The organism is Streptomyces pseudogriseolus, assembly GCA_002154585.1.
GTDB lineage: Bacteria > Actinomycetota > Actinomycetes > Streptomycetales > Streptomycetaceae > Streptomyces > Streptomyces pseudogriseolus.
The window spans coordinates 1-2,067 of the sequence record MUNG01000418.1; the positions used below are offsets into that span (position 1 = coordinate 1).

The 2,067-nt window shown below is 74.7% G+C and carries 1 protein-coding gene; it reads right to left on the bottom strand.

The genetic code is table 11. The features are described from left to right. Positions 1-616: 616 nt before the first annotated feature. On the bottom strand, positions 617-2,067 hold a 1,451-nt coding region (locus CCN29_RS29485; protein WP_442538551.1), incomplete at its 5' end, for an LCP family protein.

Sequence of the window (2,067 nt, forward strand, 5' to 3'; positions counted from 1 at the left end):
CCCAGGGCGCGAACGCCCCCGGCCCGCTCGAACACCGCCCACATGCCCGACCCCCGGGTCCCTGACTCAGTTACGCCCACGCTGACACCGGCCGGGTAGGCCGAGGGCCGGCCGGGCCGGCTCCCGCCCCGGCCGGCGGCGGTCCGCGGGCCCCGTCGCCGACTGCACCGCCCGCCGCCCACCGAGAGGTCCCCGGCCCGGGTGCCTGCGACACCGCCCGCGGAGGCGCCGGGCCGGGTGGGTCGAGCGTTCGCGGGCGCTGCAATCCCTGCCTGGCGCGGGCGAGAGGCATGCCTGGCCCACGGGCGCCTCTTGGCGGAGGACAGGTGTCGTCGGGAGGCCCGAGTGGCCCGCCGGGCCACCAGTCGGCGGTTGCGGCTCCGGCGCGGGGCGACGGACGTGCCGTGCCCTGAAGCGCCCTCCTTGCAGTTGGTGAGCTGAGCGGGCCGCCAGGGCGTCTGGCGGCCCGCTCAGCTCGAACACCGCCCGGATGCGTCCGCAGGCACCGGATTGGAAGTCGGCCGGGTGGGCCCAGCGGCCGGATACGGGGGTGTTCACGTGCCCCGTGTGGGAGGGGGCCCGCGGGATTCCAGGACGGCTTCCGCAGTGGCGGAGGTCAGGTGCCGCAGTTGACCTCGTCGCCGCGGACGACTCCGAACTCTCCCTGGCCCGGGTCCTTCGGGCGGACCTTGCGGACCTTTTCGAAGTTTGTGCCCGCGATGACCTTCAGGGTGGGGCCCTGGCCCTTCACGGGGCGGAGTTCGCTGCCGGGGAGGGCCGCCGCGAGGGACTTCGCGGAGCGGTCCCAGCGGGGGTCGTAGGTGACGACCGTGCGCCGGTGGTCCTGGCGGTCGGCGTTGACGGGGGCCTGGGTGGTGGCGAAGCCGGTCGCCGCCAGGGCCGCGTCCACGCGGCGGCCCAGGCCGGGCGTGCGGGTGCCGTTCTCGACCTGCACACGGATCTGCTTCGGGTCGACCGGCACCCGCAGCGCCGCGTCGGCGGAGGGCCGCGTGGACAGCGGCTCGTCGCGGCGCAGCGCGTCGAAGAGGCGCTCGGACTTGTCCGGGTCCCACTTCAGCGTCGAGCCGATCCCCTTCACCACGTGCCCCGGTGTCACCACGGGCACGGTGGTGAACTCCGACGACGACGGCGAGAAGTTCCGCATGGCCCGGCCCAGGTCGAGCAGCTCGCCGGTGCCGAACCCCTCGTCCGCGCGGACCGAGCCGAGCACCGCGCGGGTGACGTCCCGGAACCGCATCGGGTTCAGCAGGATCCCGGACGAGGTGGCCCGCTCCACCAGCGCCGCCAGGAAGTGCTGCTGCCGCCGCATCCGGCTGAGGTCGGACCCCCCGTCGACGTACCGGGCGCGGACGTACTGGAGGGCCTCGCCGCCCTTGAGGGTGTGCCGGCCCGGGGGCAGGTCGAGCCCGCTGTGGCTGTCCTTCAGCCGCTGGTCGGTGCAGATCTCCACACCCCCGACCACGTCGACGGTCTTCATGAAGCTGGCGAAGTCGACCTCCAGGTAGTGGTCGATCTTCACCCGGGTCATCTTCTCCACCGTCCGCACGGTGAGCTGCGGCCCGCCCTCCGCGTAGGCCGCGTTCAGCTTCAGCGGGTGTCCCTTGTGCCGCTGCCCGCTGACCCGGTCGGTGTGCGGGGGCGTCTCGGCGTAGGAGTCGCGGGGCAGGCTGACGACGCTGGCGCGGTCCCGGTCCTCCGAGATGTGCACGATCATGATCGTGTCCGTGCAGTGGCAGGGCGCCCCGCCGAGCCGGTACCGCTGCCGTTCCTCCTCGCCGATGCTGTCCCGCCCGTCCGTGCCGACCAGCAGGATGTTCATGCCGTGCCCGGCCCGGGGCCGGTTCTTCATGTCGCGGAACGGGTCGACCCGTGCGATGTCGTCGTCGAGCCCGCTGAGCACGGCGTGCCCGATCCCGGCGGAGGCGAGCACCACGACCGACAGCGCGGTGACCGTGCGCATGATCCACCGCGGCCGGCGGCGCGGCGGCGCGGGCGGGCGCGGGCCCGGGCGGGACGGCCGCGCCGGGCGCCGGTCGGGGGTACGGG